The following is a 13,857-nucleotide window of genomic DNA, read 5'->3' on the forward strand; positions in this document are numbered from 1 at the left end:
ACGGCCCGGCCCGTGCCGGAGGCAAGCCGGGTCACTAGGCTCACCTCATGGAGCAACGCACGTTCCCCCGAATGGATCGCCAGGTCGGTGTGGTCGGGCTCGGCGCCTGGCAGCTCGGCGCCGACTGGGGCACGGTGACCGAGGACGACGCGATCGCGGTGCTGACCGCCGCCGTCGAGGCCGGGGTCACCTTCCTGGACACCGCCGACGTCTACGGCGACGGACGCAGCGAACAGCTGATCGGACGCTTCCTGGCGGCGCGCCCCGACGCCGGGCTGACGGTGGCGACCAAGATGGGCCGACGGGTGGCGCAGACGCCCGAGGCGTACACCCTGGACAACTTCCGCCGATGGACCGACCGGTCCCGGACCAATCTCGGCATGGACACGTTGGACCTGGTGCAGCTGCACTGCCCGCCGACGGCCGTCTTCGCCACCGACGAGGTCTTCGACGCCCTCGACACCCTGGTGGCCGAGAAGCGGATCGCCGCGTACGGCGTCAGCGTGGAGACCTGCGACGAGGCGCTCACCGCGATCGCCCGGCCCGGGGTGGCCAGCGTGCAGATCATTCTCAACGCATTGCGCCACAAGCCGCTCGAACGCGTACTGCCGGCCGCCTCGGCCGCCGGGGTCGGCATCATCGCCCGCGTCCCGCTGGCCAGTGGCCTGCTCTCCGGCCGGTACGACGAGCACACCACCTTCGCCGCCGACGACCACCGCAACTACAACCGGCACGGCGAGGCGTTCGACGTCGGCGAGACGTTCTCCGGGGTGGACTTCACCACCGGCCTGGCCGCCGTGCGACGGATCGCCCCGCTGGTGGGCGACGACCGCACGATGGCCCAGTTCGCCCTGCGCTGGGTGCTCGACCAACCGGGCGTCACCGTGGTCATTCCCGGCGCCCGCGACGCCACTCAGGCCCGCAGCAACGCCGTCGTGGCCGGCCAGCCGGCACTGTCCACCGAGGAACTGGCCGAGGTGGCGGCGGTCTACGACGACCTGATCCGACCCCAGGTGCACCACCGATGGTGAGCGGCGCGCCCGGCGGCGGCCCGTCCGGCGGCCCCACCGGTGCGCCCGGCGGCGCGCAGCCCGGTGGCGGGCCACAGCAGAGGGAGACCGCGATGAACGGTTGGCTCCGACTCACACTCGGTCTGCTGGCCGTGGTCGTGGGTGCGGTGTGGACGGTGCAGGGCCTCGGTTACGTCGAGGGCAGCGTGATGACCGGCCAACGGATCTGGGCGGTACTCGGTCCGTTGCTGATACTTGTCGGGTTGGCCCTGCTCTGGCTCGGCGTACGCGCCCGCGATCGCCGCTGAGACCAGCGCACCAATCATGCGGAAAGCCCCGCGTCCGGTCGGGACGCGGGGCTTCGCACTGATTCGGGGACTGCCTCGCCACTGGCCGGCGGTCGCCGACCGGTGCCTCAGAGGGGGCGGACCTGCTCGGCCTGCGGACCCTTCTGGCCCTGGGCGATTTCGAACTCCACCCGCTGGTTCTCCTCCAGCGTGCGGTAGCCGCTGGTCTGGATGGCCGAGAAGTGGACGAACACGTCAGCACCCCCGCCGTCGACGGTGATGAAGCCGAAGCCCTTGTCAGCGTTGAACCACTTCACGGTTCCCTGCGCCATGTGTATCTCCTTCTAAAACTGGCGGCCGAGCACACCGTGCGGCCGGTTGGCCGTTTCGAGCAGCGGTGCCTGAGGCGGCCCCCAATGAAGGAGACTTCTCTCAACCCACGCCATCTCTCAACAGCGTGGAACAGCTTAACCACGTACGCAAAAACTCTGCACAGCCTAACCGGCGAAATTCTCCGACATGTGACCTGACGGATGCGTGAGATCCGTCGGGCAGAGGCGGTGGGATAAGGCGAAAGGCCCCCTCACCGGCAACTGGTGAGAGGGCCTTGACGTGGACGTTCAGTCCGGCCAGCTACCGGTGATCCGGCGGACGCCGACCGCACCGCCCCGGTCGACGGCGGCCCGGACGACCGAGAAAATGGCCCCCTGCAAGGCAGCCGCCGCGAGGATCTCCCCCCAGCGGCGGTCCTCGTCGGTCGGGTTGGGCGCCTCACCGTCGCCAGCGGTCATCTTCCACACCTGGCGGAAGACCGCGCCCGCGATCGCACCGGCGGCGAAGCCCATCAGCACGCCGACCGGCTTGTAGGCGGCCCTGCCGATTCCCTTGCTCACGCACGCCTCCCTCGAATGATCATCAACACCACCGCGGCGGCGACGGCACCGGCCGCGAGCGCGATGAACGGAGCGGGCCCCTGCCGACCCGGTCCCTGCTGGTGGTGGAGACCGGCCTGGGCGCGTACCCGGGCGACGGTCACCGCAGCCTGCTCACGTACCCGCTCGCGTGCCTGGTCCGCCGAGGACTTCAGCCGCTTCTTCACGTCGGCCTTGGCGGCCAGCGCCTCCATCGTCTCGCCCAACTCGACGCGGGTGCGCCGGATCTCCTCCCGCAGGGCCTCCGTGTCACCCGTACCGTTGCCTGTCATGCCCGTCCCCTGTCCTTCACCGCGGCGCTGACCACGTCGACGTCGGCTCGCAGGCTGCGCACGGTCGCCTCGGGCACCGGCGGGACCGCGCGACTGACCCGGCGCTTGCCGATCAGCGCGAGCACTCCGGCGACCAGGAACAGGGCCACCGCCACGATCAGGGCGGCTGCCCACGCCGGCAGCACCAGGGCCAGCAGGAGGATCGCGGCGGTCACCAGTGCCCCCAGACCGAAGAAGGCGAGGGCGCCGCCACCGGCGAACAGCCCGGCACCGATGCCGGCCTGCTTACCCTTCTCGGTCAGCTCGGCGCGGGCCAGTGCGAGTTCGTCCCGAACCAGGCGCGAGACCTGCTCGGTCGCCCGCTGAACCAGTTCGGCGGTGGACGGCTCTGTCCCGTTGTGAGACATACGTCCGTTGTGGGACGTACGGGCATTCGCCACGTCAGCCATGCTGTCCCCCTCTCGTCATCACCGCGCTGTATGCCCGGAGTCGGCGCTCGCCAATCCTGTTCCCGAAAAAGGGGGCAGAAGCGTCGGGCAGCACGTCCCCGCGGAACGCTGCGCCAAACCTCCACATCCGAGTGGATAACGAGATGGTCAGCGGCGAGGTTCGGCGGGCTCCCGAGGTTCGGTGGGCTCGTCCGGGCCGACGAAGGCCTCGTTGCGGGCGTGGCCGTCATCGCTGCCACCGAAGAGCCGGGCGTCGTCGGGCATCTCGGCCTCGGCCCGACGCCGCGTCGCGTGGCGCGGCTGGATCCACTGCCACGCCAGGTCGCTTCCGCCGTCACCGACCTCCGTACGCAGTCGGGGCATCGCGGTGGGACGGTGATCGCGTACCCACGCCACCAGCTGTTCCCGCACGAGGCAGCGCAGGTCCCACAGCGCGCCCGCGTTGGCGGCACTCACCAGCGCGCGAACCTTGATCGTCCCGCCGGTCGCATCGGTGACCTGGAGGACACAGACCCGGCCGTCCCACAGCTCGGTGCTCTCGACCAGCCGGCGTAGCTCCTCCCGCATGGCCTGTACCGGGATCGACCAGTCGACCTCGAACTCGGCGGTGCCCAGGACCTTCGCCTCGGTACGGGTCCAGTTCTGGAACGGCTTGCTGGTGAAGTAGGAGGTGGGCAGGATCAACCGCCGGTCGTCCCAGATCTGCACCACCACGTAGCTGAGGGTCAACTCCTCGATCCGACCCCACTCCCCCTCGATCACCACCACGTCGTCGAGGCGTACCGCGTCGCTGAAGGCGAGTTGCAGGCCGGCGAAGACGTTGCCCAGCAGGCTCTGCGCGGCCAGGGCGGCGACGACACCGACCACACCGGCGCTGGTCAGTACGCCGGCACCGATCCCCCGCACGGCGGGGAAGGTCATCAGCATCACGCCGAGGGTGATGACGACGATCACCACGATGGTCACCCGACGCAGCATCACCACCTGGGTGCGTACCCGCCGGGCGTGCCGGTTGTCCGGCACGTCCACCCGGAACTGGGCGAGCGCGGTGTCCTCCACCACCACGAGCAGCGAGGCGACCAGCCAGGCCGCGGTGGCGATGACGGCGAGCACCAGCAGGTGCAGCAGTGCCTGACGCCAGCCGGTGCCGATCGCGTACCCGGTGCTGAACCGGACGGCGAACTGCACGGCGAGCACCGTGGCGGCGACCTGGAACGAGCGGTGCGCGTGCTGGGTCAACTCGGTCAGCAGCAGTGACTTGCGGCCCCAGCGACGGGTGAGGCGGTGCACCACCTCGACCACGGCAAGAGCGATCGCCGCCGCGGCGAGCGCGGCGACGACCGTCACGAGGTAGCTGTGCACGTGTTGCTTCTCCTTCCGGCCCGACGACGATCCCCGGTGGTGGTGTCCGGCGTGCGGGCAATCAAGATCCGGCAAAGGGGCAATGGTGCCTTGGATTGCCGGCCCCGGCCACCGCGGGGGCGGCCGGGGAGGAGAAGGTCATACCTTGCGGTAGCGGGACTGGAGGAAGCAGTAGACGCCGAAGGCGGCGATACCCAGCGCGATCAGGATGAGCAGGATGGTGCCGAACGACTGGTCACGCAGGGTCCGAAGCGCGGCGTCCAGACCACGGGCCTTCTCCGGGTCGTAGTTCACCGCCGCCAGTATGACCAGCAGGCCGGTGACGGCGAAGGCGACACCCCGGGAGGCGTAGCCGGCCATGCCGAGCCGCCGGGCGAGCTGCCGGGTCTTGGCGTTCATCTCGCCGGTCTTCAGCCGCTTCATGAACTTCTTCTTGAGGCCGTAGATCGTCATGCCGACACCGATGCCCGCGAGCACCAGGCCGGCGAGGCCGACCAGCCACCGGCCCCCGGTGGACTCCATCAGCCGGGCCGACAGGTCCTCCTGCTGGGAGGCGCTGTCGGAGTTGGCGTCGGAGAAGACCTTCCAGGCGGTCCAGGCCAGCCAGAGGTAGATCAGGGTGCGGGCGGCGGAGATGATCCGTTCCTTGAGCCGGTCGTTGCCCCGCTCGGTGTGGTGCCCGACGGCCGCCTCCAGGGCCTGCCAGATCGCCATGGCGAGCATGCCCACGGCGATGGCGATGACCAGGAACTGGCCCATGGGCTGCGCGGCGAGGGTACGCAACGCGCCGGACTGGTCGCCGTCGTCGGACGAGTTGCCGAACGCGATCTGCAGCGCCAGCCAGCCGAACAGCAGGTGCACGATCCCGTAGCCGATGAAACCGGCCCGGGCGAGGAGTTCCAGCCACCGGCTGTCGGCCGTACGGGCGGCGGTGGCTTCGGCATTCCGGGTAAGAGGCATGGCGCCTCAATCTCCGAACGCGAAGATTTCCAAACGTGCTGGCCGCCGCCCGGATCGCGGTCAGCCGCCGTTACGCGCGATGCGGACCTTCACCTCGCTGTCGGTGACGCTGTCCAGGGTGACCGCGAGACCACCGACGTCGGCCGCCTGCTGGCCGACCGTGAGGGAGAGCTGCTCGCCGCCCACCTCGATGGTGACCACGTCGTCCTGCGCCTCGACGAGACGGGCCTCGACGCCGAGGATGTTGGCTCGGGCGTCCACGCCCCGGTCGAAGGTCACCGTGCAGGCGTCCAGCCCGCAGTCGGTGCTGGCGCCCTCGGAGCTGCAACCGGCCAGCAGGGCCGCGCCGAGCGCGAGACCGGCCAGCAAGCCGGCGAGTCGGGTGGGGGTGCCACGGCGGGGGGTGAGCGGGGGCTTGCCGGCGGGGGATCGGTTCGTCACGCCGTCAAGCGTACGAGACGCCGGCGAACCGACCAGCCGGGCCGACCGGCGATGGACAATGCAGGGGTGAGCATGCTGGTCGAGGACAATCCCGCCAAACACCGCTACGAGATCCTGGTCGACGACGCGCTCGCCGGCTTCACCGCGTACCTGCCCCGCGAACAGGTGCTGATCTTCACGCACACCGAGGTCGACTCGGCCTTCCAGAACATGGGCGTCGGTTCGGCGTTGATGCGGGGCACCCTGGACCAGGTACGCGCGCAGCGGCAGCGGGTGGTGCCGCGGTGCCCGTTCATGGCCGCCTTCATCGAACGCCACCCGGAGTACGCCGACCTGGTCACCAGCCCGGACTGACGGCGCCGCCGGCGAGCAGCTCGGCCGCGGCCCGACCGGCGGCCCGGGTGGCGCCGTGGGTGGCGACGTGCACCGCGCCGGTGACCAGCGCGGGCACCCCGAGTTCGACGACCACCGCGTCGGGGCGGACGGCCAGCGCCCGGTCGACCGCGTCCCGCATCCAGGCGTGCCGGTGCAGGTCACGCACCACCAGCACCAGCGGCCGGCCGGTGGCGTCGGCGGCCAAGTCGGCCGGCACCGAGTTCTCGACGTACCGGACGCTCGTGGTGCCCGGCACGAGAGCGGCCAGCGGCGCCGCCACCCCCCAGGGGGTCTCCGACCCGATCGCGATGTTGTGCGGTGGCTGGAACTCGACCACGTGCGACGGGCCGGTCAGCGGCAACGAGGTGGCCGTGGCCCCGCACCTGGTGATCCGGACGGCCAGCCGGGCCGCCGCCAGCCCGACCGTCGAACCGGCCGTGGCGACCGGCGTCGCGGAACGGGCGGCACGCGCCGCCACCGTCCAGGCAGCGAGTTGGCCGACCCGCTTGGCCGCCTCGGCCAGCCGCTCCTCGGGCAGCTCACCGGCGACCACCGCGTCGACGATCGCGTCGCGCAGGTGCCGGGCCGTCTCCTCGTCGGCGTGCTCGCCGCCCACACAGATCGCGTCCGCCCCGGCGGCCAGGGCACGCACCGCCGCACCGGCGAAACCGTAGCGGTCGGCCACCGCGCCCATCTCCACCGCGTCGGTCACCACGACTCCGTCGAAGCCCATCTCCTCGCGCAGCAGGCCACCCAGGATGCGGTCGCTCAGCGTTGCCGGCAGGTCGGGATCCAGCGCGGGCACCAACAGGTGCCCGGTCATCACCGCCTGGACGCCCGCCGCCACGGCAGCCCGGAACGGGGCCAGTTCCACGGCGTGCAGCCGGGCCCGGTCGGCGTCGATGCGAGGCAGGTCGTGATGGGAGTCGACGCGGGTGTCACCGTGGCCGGGAAAGTGCTTCGCGCAGGCGGCGACGCCACCGGACTGCAGGCCGCGTACCCAGGCGGTGGTGTGCCGGGCGACAAGCGACGGCTCCGCACCGAACGAGCGGACACCGATCACCGGGTTGTCCGGGTTGGAGTTGACGTCGACGTCCGGCGCGTAGTTGAGGGTGATCCCGGCGGCGGCGAGTTCCACGCCGAGGTCGCGGGCCACCTGCTCGGTCAACGCCGGGTCGTCCACCGCGCCGAGCGCCAGGTTGCCCGGGCGGGAGCTGCCCCGGCCGGACTCGATCCGGGTGACGTCACCCGCTTCCTCGTCGATGGCGACGATCACGTCCGGCCGTTCCGCGCGCAGCGCCGCGGTCAGCTCGGCGACCTGCCTGGGATCGACGACATTACGGCTGAACAGCACCACCGAGCCGAGCCCGTCGCCGAGCCAGCGGCAGATCCAGGCAGGTGGGACGGTGCCGACGAAACCGGGTTGCAGGACCGCGGCCGCCAGAGCCGCCAGGTTTGCGTTGCGCTGCCGCTCGCTCATTCGGCGCTGTACCCCCGCGTGTTCCGCCGTGGACTCCCGCCGGCCGGCGGTGCAGACATGGTCACACCGCGCCACTCAATAGTCAATAAACCTTACAGTTGCCTTGGGAGCGCTGCACCGCGACAGTGCGGGTATGGACCCCGTGCTACTGGCCGACGCGACGAGCCCGGCCGACGTCCCCGGCGTACGCCTGCTCGGCCTGGTGGTCGGCGGCCTGCTGCTGCTCCTCGCCATCCGCGCGATGTTCCGCCGCTGACCGCCCGTCAGGTGTGACCGGCGCCCGCCGGGGTACCGCCTGCCCCACAGGCATCAGCAGGGCCGAAGGGACGACGATGAAGATCGGATACTTCCTGTCCACCGAGGAGTACGCGCCGGCCGAGCTGCTCGACCAGGCCCGGGCCGCCGAGCGGGCCGGCTTCGAGGCGCTGTGGATTTCCGATCACTACCATCCCTGGACGGACGCCCAGGGGCAGAGCCCCTCCGTCTGGTCGATGCTCGGCGCGCTGAGCCAGGTCTGCCGGCTGCCGGTCACCACCGCCGTCACCTGCCCGACCGTACGCATCCACCCGGCGGTGCTCGCCCAGGCCGCGGCGACAAGCGCGGTGCTGCACTCCGGCCGGTTCGTCCTCGGGGTGGGCTCCGGGGAGGCACTCAACGAGCACATCCTCGGCGGCCCGTGGCCGCAGGCCGGCGTCCGGCTGGAGATGCTGGAGGAGGCGGTCGAGGTGATGCGCAAGCTGTGGCACGGCGGCTTCGTCAACCATCACGGCCGGCACTACCAGGTGGAGCACGCCCGGATCTACACGCTGCCCGAGACTCCCCCGCCGATCTACGTCTCCGCGTTCGGTCCGAAGGCGGTGGACCTGGCCGCGCGGATCGGCGACGGGTTCGTCAACACCATGCCCGACGCCGACCTGGTGCGCCGGTTCCGGGACAACGGCGGGGGCGACAAGCCCTGCCAGGCCGGTTTCAAGGCCGCGTACGCGCCGACGGTCGAGGAGGGCATGCGACTGGCGTACGAGCGCTGGCCGACCGAGGCGATCCCCGGTGAGCTGCTCCAGGTCCTGCCCTCGCCCCGGCACTTCGAGCAGGCCGCCACGCTTGTGGATCCGGAGGCGATGCGTGCGGCGTTCGTCTGCGGCAACGACGCCGACGCCCACCTGGCGAAGATCGACGCGTACGCGAACGCGGGTTTCGACGAGGTCTACGTCGCCAACACCGGACCGAACTGGCCGGGGCTGCTCGACCTGTACCAGCGCGAGGTGCTTCCCCGGGTGCGCTGATCAACTCGGGTTTCGGCGCGGAAGCTCCCGGGTACCTGCGGCCTTCGATGAAGCTGACCACGCACTCGATGTCGTTGCGCCGCGCCGCGCGCAGCCTGTTCGGTTGGACCGCCCTGCGGCCCAACCAGTTGGCCGCGATGCGGGCCGTGATGCGCCGCCGCGACGCCCTGGTGGTGCTACCCACCGGCGCCGGCAAGTCGGCGATCTACCAGATCCCGGCCAGCCTGATCCCCGGCCCGACCGTGGTGATCTCACCACTGCTGGCGCTCCAGCAGGACCAGATCGCCGCGCTCAACGAGCGGCAGCGACCGGAACTGCGAGCGGTCCGGATCAGCTCGGACGAGACCGCGGCTCAGCAGGCCGAGGCGATCGCCGAGATCCGCGACGGGCGGGCCGAGTTTCTCTTCATCACTCCGGAACAGTTGGCCAACCCCGATCGGCTGGCCGAGGTCCGGGACCTCAAGCCGGCGCTGGTGGCGATCGACGAGGCGCACTGCATCTCCGCCTGGGGCCACGACTTCCGCCCGGACTACCTGGCCCTCGGGCAGCTCATCGACGGCATCGGCCGGCCACCGGTGGTCGCGCTGACCGCCACCGCCTCCCCACCGGTACGCGACGACATCGTCGACCGGCTGCGGCTGCGCAAGCCCGAAATCGTGGTGTCCGGCCTGGACCGGCCCAACCTCTTCTTCGAGGTGGCGCACTGCCCCACCGAGGACTACCGGTGGCGGCGGCTGATCGCCCTGCTGCGCGACGACAAGCGGCCCGGCATCATCTACGTGCCCACCCGTCGCGCCGCCGAGGAACTGTCCGCCCGGCTGACCGACGCGGGCTATCCCGCGCAGTACTACCACGGCGGGATGCCGGCCAACGCTCGTGCCCGGCTGCACGAGGCGTTCCTCGCCGACCAGGTGCCGATCATGGTGGCGACCTCGGCGTTCGGCATGGGCATCGACAAGCCCAACATCGCCTGGGTGGTGCACATGGCACTACCCGACTCGCCGGACAGCTACTTCCAGGAGATCGGCCGGGCCGGTCGCGACGGCGAGCCGGCCCGGGTCCTGTTGCTCTGGCAGGCCGAGGACGTCGGGCTGCAACGTTTCTTCAGCGGTGGCCTGCCCGACGCCACCGAGCTGCGCGATCTGGCCGCGTTGCTCCGCAAGGAGCCGACCACCCGCAAGGAACTACGCGAGGTGACCGGGCTCGGCCCGCGCAAGCTCGGGCAGTACCTCGCCCTGCTGGAACAGGTAGGTGCCGCCCAGCAGGCGGCGGGACAGCGCGTCGGCGCACCCCGTTACGCCCCCACTCCGGTCGACGCGGCGGCGGCCGCGGTGGCCGAGGCGGAACGGCAGCAGAGCCTGACCCGTTCGCGTACGGACATGATGCGCGCCTTCGCCGAGACCAGCGCCTGCCGGGGACAGACGTTGCTTGCCTACTTCGGCGAGCAGATGACCGAGATCTGCGGGCACTGCGACAACTGCCACGCCGGCACCAGCGTGGCCGACGACGGCTCGGTGGGACCGTTTCCGGTACACAGCCAGGTGCGGCACGCCGAGTGGGGTTCCGGCCTGGTGCTCAGCTACGAGGAGGATCGGATGACGGTCCTGTTCGACGAGGTCGGGTACAAGACGTTGTCGGTCAGCGTGGTGTCCGAACAGGGTCTGCTCACCCTGGACTAACCTGAGCCGGCCGCTGCCGGTGGCCGGAGCTGTCGGGCCCGGCCGGGTCGGGCGGAACGACCAGACCGGCCGCCACCGGCGGTACGGCTGACGAGGACGTGAACGACGAGCGGGAGGGGCGGGTCGTGATCGAAGAGCCGGCGTACACCGGTTTCGGTTTTTCCGACGAGGAGTGGGGGCTGCTGGTCGGCCTGCCACAGTCGGTGCTCACTGCGGCGAGCGCCGCCGAGTCCGACGGCACCAAGGCGACGATGGCCGAGGGGGCCGCCGGTCTGGAGACCATTTCCGGCGGGCGGGAATCAGCCAGTCCGCTGGTGGCCGCCGTGGCCGGCGAGATCGTCACCCGGGTCGGCGACCCCGAGGCCGGCGAGGAGCTGCCGGTCATCGAACCCGCGGACCCGCGCGGCTACGCCGAGGACGTGCTGGGCCGGGCCAAGGAGGCGTCGGCGCTGCTGGCGGCCAAGGTGGACGAGGGCGAGGCGGGCGCGTACCGGCACTGGCTGGTGGAGATCGCCGAGCAGGTCGTCGGCGCGGCCAGCACCGGCGGCGTACTCGGCCTGGGCGGCACCGAGGTCAGTCCCTCCGAGCGCCGCTTCCGCGACCGCCTGGCCCAGGTCCTCAACGACTGACCCCCTCCCCCGGACCTCACCCCCTCAGCCTCGTTGATCATGAGGTTAGCGGCGGTCTTGATCTCCGCCGGTGCCGCTAACCTCATGATCAACTGGGTGGGGGTGGGGAGAGGGGTGGGTGGGTTAGGCGATTCGGCGGGGGAAGAGGAGGGCGGAGAGGAGCATCGCGAGGGCCAGTAGGCCGAGGCACCAGGCGGCCGCCTGGGTCGGTGCCGTACCGACCGGGGTGTCCAGCAGGAGGCCGCGCAGCGACTCGATGACCGGGGTGACCGGTTGGTGCTCGGCGAAGCCACGCAGCCAGCTGGGCATGGTCTCGACCGGCACGAAGGCACTGCTGGGATATGGCAGGAACATCACCAGGAAGGTGTAGCCGTTGGCCGCCTCCGGGGTCCGCGCCAACAGGCCGAACGCCGCCGAGAGCCACGACACCGCCAGCAGGAACAGCAGCAGCACCCCGGCGGCGGCCAGCCAGCGCAGCGGCGCGACGGCCGGCCGGAACCCGATGGCCACGGCCACCCCCAGCACCAGCACCGTGGAGACCGTGTTGCGGGCCACGCTCGCCACCACGTGCCCGGCGAGGATCGAGGTGGCGCCCACATCCATCGTGCGGAGCCGTTCGATCATGCCGTTGGTCAGGTCGGTGGTGACGCTGACCGCCGTGCCGGCCGCCCCGAAGCCGGCACAGAGCAGCAGCACCCCGGGCACCACGTAGGTCACGTACGCCGAGCCGGTCTCGATCGCCCCGCCGAAGAGGTAGACGAAGAGCAGCATCAGGATCACCGGCAGCAGCAGCGAGGTGAGCAGCGCGTCGATGTTGCGCCGGGACAGCCGGACACAGCGGCCGACCATCACCACGGCGTGCATCGGCCGGACGGTCAGCTCAGACACGGGCCACCTCCCGCTCGGGGCTCGCCGGACGGCCGGTGAGCGTGAAGAAGACGTCATCGAGGGTCGCCTCCCGGACGGTGAACCGGACCACCCCGTGCCGGTCCGGATCGACCTCGTCGAGCAGGGCACGTACCTGGGGTGCGGTGCCGTCGGTGGCCACGGACAACGCCAGCCGGGCCGGCTCGCGGTGGGTGACCCGGTCACCCAACCGCCGCGCCGCAGCGGCAAGACCGGCGGCGTCGCGCCAGGTCAGCTCCAACCGTTGGGCACCGAACCGGCGTTTGAGGTCGACCGCTGTCCCCTCCGCGACGAGCCCGCCGTCGTGCAGCACCATGATCCGGTCAGCGAGCCGGTCGGCCTCCTCCAGGTACTGCGTGGTGAGCAACACCGTCACCCCGGCACCGGCCAACTCCCCGATCACCTCCCACAGCCCTTGCCGGCTCCGCGGGTCGAGGCCGGTGGTGGGCTCGTCCAGGAAGATCACCGACGGGGCGCCGACCAGGCTGGCCGCCAGGTCGAGGCGGCGCCGCATCCCGCCGGAGTACGTCACCACCCGCCGCCCGGCGGCGTCGGCCAGGTCGAAGCGGTCCAGCAGCGCCGCGGCGCGGGCGCGGGCCGCCGGTGCCCGCAGCCCGGCGAGCCGGGCCAGCATGATCAGGTTCTCCACGCCGGTCTGCCCGTCGTCGAGCGCCGCGTGCTGGCCGGCGAGGCTGATCGCCCGGCGCACCCGCCGCCGCTGACGCACCACGTCGTGGCCGGCCACCCGGGCGGTACCCGAATCCGGCCGGGTCAGCGTCGCCAGGATCCGCACCGTGGTGGTCTTGCCGGCCCCGTTCTGCCCCAGCAGGGCGTGCACTCCGCCGGTGGGCACCCGCAGGGTCAGCCCGTCCAGCACGACGTGATCTCCGAAGGACTTGCGCAGGTCGACCAGCTCGACCGCCGGCGGTCCATGCACCATGGTCACCCTCCCTAATCTGCGTACGGCATACGCGTTTCTGCGTAGACCATACGCAGAGGATATGCTGGCGGTCAACGCCGGCCTGGGAGGTGGAATGGGCGGAGACGTCGAGCTGCCCGAGAACGTCGCGCTCGCCTGGGGGCTGCGCGACCGCCCGAGCCGTGGTCCGAAGCGGAGCCTCAGCCTCGACCAGGTGGTTGCCGCCGGCATCCAGATCGCCCAGGCCGAAGGGCTGACGGCGGTGTCGATGAGCCGGGTGGCCGGCGAACTCGGCGTGGCGACGATGTCGCTGTACCGGTACGTGCCGACCAAGCACGATCTGCTCGACCTCATGGTGGACACCGCGTTCGGCCCGCCACCGCGCCCCCGTGGCGCCGATGAAGGCTGGCGGCCGGCCCTGGCCCGATGGGGTGAGGGCAACGTCGCCGCACTGCGCCGCCAGCCCTGGATGCGGCACGTGCCGATCAGTGGTCCACCGATCAATCCCAACCAGGTGCGCTGGCTGGAGTACGGGCTCGCCGCACTGCGCGGCACCGGGCTACGCGCCAGTGAGCGGATCTCCACGATCATGCTGGTCAGCGGGTACGCCCGCAGCTGGGCCACGCTCACCGCCGACATCGCCGAGGGCGCCGCCCGGACGGGGCAGACGCCGGAGCAGGTGGGCCTGCGCTACTGGCAGTACCTCGCCAGGGTCACCGCGCCCGGCCCGTACCCGGCGATCCACGAGTTGCTGGGCGAGGGCGACGAGTACGACGACGACACCGACCTCGAATGGCGGTTCGGGCTGGGCCGGATCCTCGACGGGGTGGCGGCGATGATCGAAACCCGTACCGCCGCCCCGTCGGAATGACA

The 13,857-nt window shown here is 71.3% G+C and carries 18 protein-coding genes; 8 read left to right on the forward strand and 10 right to left on the reverse strand.

What is annotated here, in order from left to right; genetic code table 11:
• Nucleotides 1-47 precede the first annotated feature (47 nt).
• Both KBX50_RS05420 and KBX50_RS05425 read left to right on the forward strand, forming a co-directional pair.
• Nucleotides 48-1,031 (forward strand): aldo/keto reductase, encoded by a 984-nt coding sequence (locus tag KBX50_RS05420; RefSeq protein WP_210935189.1) that lies wholly within the window; start codon nt 48-50, stop codon nt 1,029-1,031.
• 92 nt (nt 1,032-1,123) lie between these two features.
• A complete protein-coding gene (locus KBX50_RS05425; protein WP_210935190.1) occupies nt 1,124-1,318 on the forward strand; it encodes a hypothetical protein in 195 nt (64 codons plus the stop codon).
• Nucleotides 1,319-1,425: 107 nt separating this feature from the next.
• Here the strand turns inward: KBX50_RS05425 and KBX50_RS05430 are convergent, their stop codons facing one another.
• The 7 genes from KBX50_RS05430 to KBX50_RS05460 form a co-directional block, all read right to left on the reverse strand.
• Nucleotides 1,426-1,629 (reverse strand): cold-shock protein, encoded by a 204-nt coding sequence (locus KBX50_RS05430; protein ID WP_011905669.1) that lies wholly within the window; start codon nt 1,627-1,629, stop codon nt 1,426-1,428.
• A 288-nt stretch (nt 1,630-1,917) separates the two neighbouring features.
• Nucleotides 1,918-2,190 (reverse strand): DUF4235 domain-containing protein, encoded by a 273-nt coding sequence (locus tag KBX50_RS05435; protein ID WP_093404563.1) that lies wholly within the window; start codon nt 2,188-2,190, stop codon nt 1,918-1,920.
• Nucleotides 2,187-2,501 (reverse strand): DUF3618 domain-containing protein, encoded by a 315-nt coding sequence (locus KBX50_RS05440; RefSeq protein ID WP_210935191.1) that lies wholly within the window; start codon nt 2,499-2,501, stop codon nt 2,187-2,189. The genes KBX50_RS05435 and KBX50_RS05440 overlap by 4 nt, the downstream gene beginning before the upstream one ends.
• Nucleotides 2,498-2,950 (reverse strand): phage holin family protein, encoded by a 453-nt coding sequence (locus tag KBX50_RS05445; protein WP_210935192.1) that lies wholly within the window; start codon nt 2,948-2,950, stop codon nt 2,498-2,500. The genes KBX50_RS05440 and KBX50_RS05445 overlap by 4 nt, the downstream gene beginning before the upstream one ends.
• 147 nt (nt 2,951-3,097) lie before the next feature.
• Nucleotides 3,098-4,312 (reverse strand): mechanosensitive ion channel family protein, encoded by a 1,215-nt coding sequence (locus KBX50_RS05450; protein ID WP_210935193.1) that lies wholly within the window; start codon nt 4,310-4,312, stop codon nt 3,098-3,100.
• Between the two features lie 138 nt (nt 4,313-4,450).
• A complete protein-coding gene (locus KBX50_RS05455) occupies nt 4,451-5,272 on the reverse strand; it encodes a DUF1206 domain-containing protein (RefSeq protein WP_210935195.1) in 822 nt (273 codons plus the stop codon).
• A gap of 60 nt (nt 5,273-5,332) precedes the next feature.
• Nucleotides 5,333-5,713 (reverse strand): hypothetical protein, encoded by a 381-nt coding sequence (locus tag KBX50_RS05460; RefSeq protein WP_093404575.1) that lies wholly within the window; start codon nt 5,711-5,713, stop codon nt 5,333-5,335.
• A 72-nt stretch (nt 5,714-5,785) separates the two neighbouring features.
• On the opposite strand from KBX50_RS05460, the gene KBX50_RS05465 reads away from it, so the two are divergent.
• Nucleotides 5,786-6,067: a GNAT family N-acetyltransferase gene (locus tag KBX50_RS05465; protein ID WP_232511256.1), complete on the forward strand. Its 282-nt coding sequence runs from the start codon at nt 5,786-5,788 to the stop codon at nt 6,065-6,067.
• Here the strand turns inward: KBX50_RS05465 and KBX50_RS05470 are convergent.
• Nucleotides 6,051-7,568 (reverse strand): glycoside hydrolase family 3 protein, encoded by a 1,518-nt coding sequence (locus tag KBX50_RS05470; RefSeq protein WP_210935197.1) that lies wholly within the window; start codon nt 7,566-7,568, stop codon nt 6,051-6,053. The two genes, KBX50_RS05465 and KBX50_RS05470, sit on opposite strands and share 17 nt — an antisense overlap.
• 133 nt (nt 7,569-7,701) lie before the next feature.
• On the opposite strand from KBX50_RS05470, the gene KBX50_RS33230 reads away from it, so the two are divergent.
• The 4 genes from KBX50_RS33230 (at nt 7,702) to KBX50_RS05485 (ending at nt 11,159) form a co-directional block, all read left to right on the forward strand.
• Entirely contained in the window at nt 7,702-7,824 is a 123-nt protein-coding gene (locus tag KBX50_RS33230) for a hypothetical protein (RefSeq protein WP_275415498.1), read from the forward strand.
• Between the two features lie 76 nt (nt 7,825-7,900).
• On the forward strand, nt 7,901-8,851 hold the full coding sequence (locus KBX50_RS05475) for a TIGR03557 family F420-dependent LLM class oxidoreductase (RefSeq protein ID WP_210935199.1): 951 nt from the start codon (nt 7,901-7,903) through the stop codon (nt 8,849-8,851).
• 47 nt (nt 8,852-8,898) lie between these two features.
• Entirely contained in the window at nt 8,899-10,530 is a 1,632-nt protein-coding gene (locus KBX50_RS05480) for a RecQ family ATP-dependent DNA helicase (protein ID WP_210935201.1), read from the forward strand.
• A 125-nt stretch (nt 10,531-10,655) separates the two neighbouring features.
• Nucleotides 10,656-11,159 (forward strand): hypothetical protein, encoded by a 504-nt coding sequence (locus KBX50_RS05485; RefSeq protein WP_210935573.1) that lies wholly within the window; start codon nt 10,656-10,658, stop codon nt 11,157-11,159.
• A 123-nt stretch (nt 11,160-11,282) separates the two neighbouring features.
• On the opposite strand, the gene KBX50_RS05490 is transcribed toward KBX50_RS05485, so the two are convergent.
• Both KBX50_RS05490 and KBX50_RS05495 read right to left on the reverse strand, forming a co-directional pair.
• On the reverse strand, nt 11,283-12,047 hold the full coding sequence (locus KBX50_RS05490; RefSeq protein WP_307870853.1) for an ABC transporter permease: 765 nt from the start codon (nt 12,045-12,047) through the stop codon (nt 11,283-11,285).
• Complete coding sequence (locus KBX50_RS05495; RefSeq protein WP_210935202.1) at nt 12,040-13,005, reverse strand: ATP-binding cassette domain-containing protein; 966 nt, start codon at nt 13,003-13,005, stop codon at nt 12,040-12,042. The genes KBX50_RS05490 and KBX50_RS05495 overlap by 8 nt, the downstream gene beginning before the upstream one ends.
• A gap of 94 nt (nt 13,006-13,099) precedes the next feature.
• Between KBX50_RS05495 and KBX50_RS05500 the strand changes: the two genes are divergently transcribed.
• Entirely contained in the window at nt 13,100-13,855 is a 756-nt protein-coding gene (locus tag KBX50_RS05500; protein ID WP_210935203.1) for a TetR/AcrR family transcriptional regulator, read from the forward strand.
• The last annotated feature ends 2 nt before the right edge of the window (nt 13,856-13,857 follow it).

It is taken from the genome of Micromonospora sp. C51, assembly GCF_018070435.1.
GTDB classification, from domain to species: domain Bacteria; phylum Actinomycetota; class Actinomycetes; order Mycobacteriales; family Micromonosporaceae; genus Micromonospora; species Micromonospora sediminimaris.

Coding starts and splice junctions, on each gene's coding strand:
- KBX50_RS05495 (WP_210935202.1), bottom strand. CDS start 13,005: ATGGTGCATGGACCGCCGGCGGTCGAGCTGGTCGACCTGCGCAAGTCC.
- KBX50_RS05445 (WP_210935192.1), bottom strand. CDS start 2,950: ATGGCTGACGTGGCGAATGCCCGTACGTCCCACAACGGACGTATGTCT.
- KBX50_RS05475 (WP_210935199.1), top strand. CDS start 7,901: ATGAAGATCGGATACTTCCTGTCCACCGAGGAGTACGCGCCGGCCGAG.
- KBX50_RS05465 (WP_232511256.1), top strand. CDS start 5,786: ATGCTGGTCGAGGACAATCCCGCCAAACACCGCTACGAGATCCTGGTC.
- KBX50_RS05480 (WP_210935201.1), top strand. CDS start 8,899: ATGAAGCTGACCACGCACTCGATGTCGTTGCGCCGCGCCGCGCGCAGC.
- KBX50_RS05425 (WP_210935190.1), top strand. CDS start 1,124: ATGAACGGTTGGCTCCGACTCACACTCGGTCTGCTGGCCGTGGTCGTG.
- KBX50_RS33230 (WP_275415498.1), top strand. CDS start 7,702: ATGGACCCCGTGCTACTGGCCGACGCGACGAGCCCGGCCGACGTCCCC.
- KBX50_RS05420 (WP_210935189.1), top strand. CDS start 48: ATGGAGCAACGCACGTTCCCCCGAATGGATCGCCAGGTCGGTGTGGTC.
- KBX50_RS05455 (WP_210935195.1), bottom strand. CDS start 5,272: ATGCCTCTTACCCGGAATGCCGAAGCCACCGCCGCCCGTACGGCCGAC.
- KBX50_RS05430 (WP_011905669.1), bottom strand. CDS start 1,629: ATGGCGCAGGGAACCGTGAAGTGGTTCAACGCTGACAAGGGCTTCGGC.
- KBX50_RS05500 (WP_210935203.1), top strand. CDS start 13,100: ATGGGCGGAGACGTCGAGCTGCCCGAGAACGTCGCGCTCGCCTGGGGG.
- KBX50_RS05440 (WP_210935191.1), bottom strand. CDS start 2,501: ATGACAGGCAACGGTACGGGTGACACGGAGGCCCTGCGGGAGGAGATC.
- KBX50_RS05470 (WP_210935197.1), bottom strand. CDS start 7,568: ATGAGCGAGCGGCAGCGCAACGCAAACCTGGCGGCTCTGGCGGCCGCG.